A 246-nucleotide genomic window follows, 5' to 3' on the forward strand; every position below is an offset into this window, starting at 1 on the left:
TACGTGAGCGCGACGCCGCGCGCGCAGCGAACGCCCAGGCGCAGGCACAGGTGCGTCAGGCGGATGCGCAGGTGGCCGTTTCACAACAGAATCTGCAAACTGTGGTGGTGTATCGCGCGTCACTGCAGGGCGATGTTGCCAGTGCGCAGGCGGCGCTGGAGTTGGCAAATATCGGCCTGGCGAATACGCGCATCATCGCGCCAGACAGCGGCCAGCTCGGTCAGCTGTCGGTGCGTAAAGGCAGCT

The 246-nt window shown here is 65.0% G+C and carries 1 pseudogene; it reads left to right on the forward strand.

Annotated elements, in window-relative coordinates:
* A pseudogene (locus tag KVT28_RS26070) lies at positions 1-246 on the forward strand (HlyD family secretion protein); the annotation flags it as partial.

This window comes from Pantoea sp. GbtcB22, from assembly GCF_019091025.1.
GTDB lineage: Bacteria > Pseudomonadota > Gammaproteobacteria > Enterobacterales > Enterobacteriaceae > Pantoea > Pantoea leporis.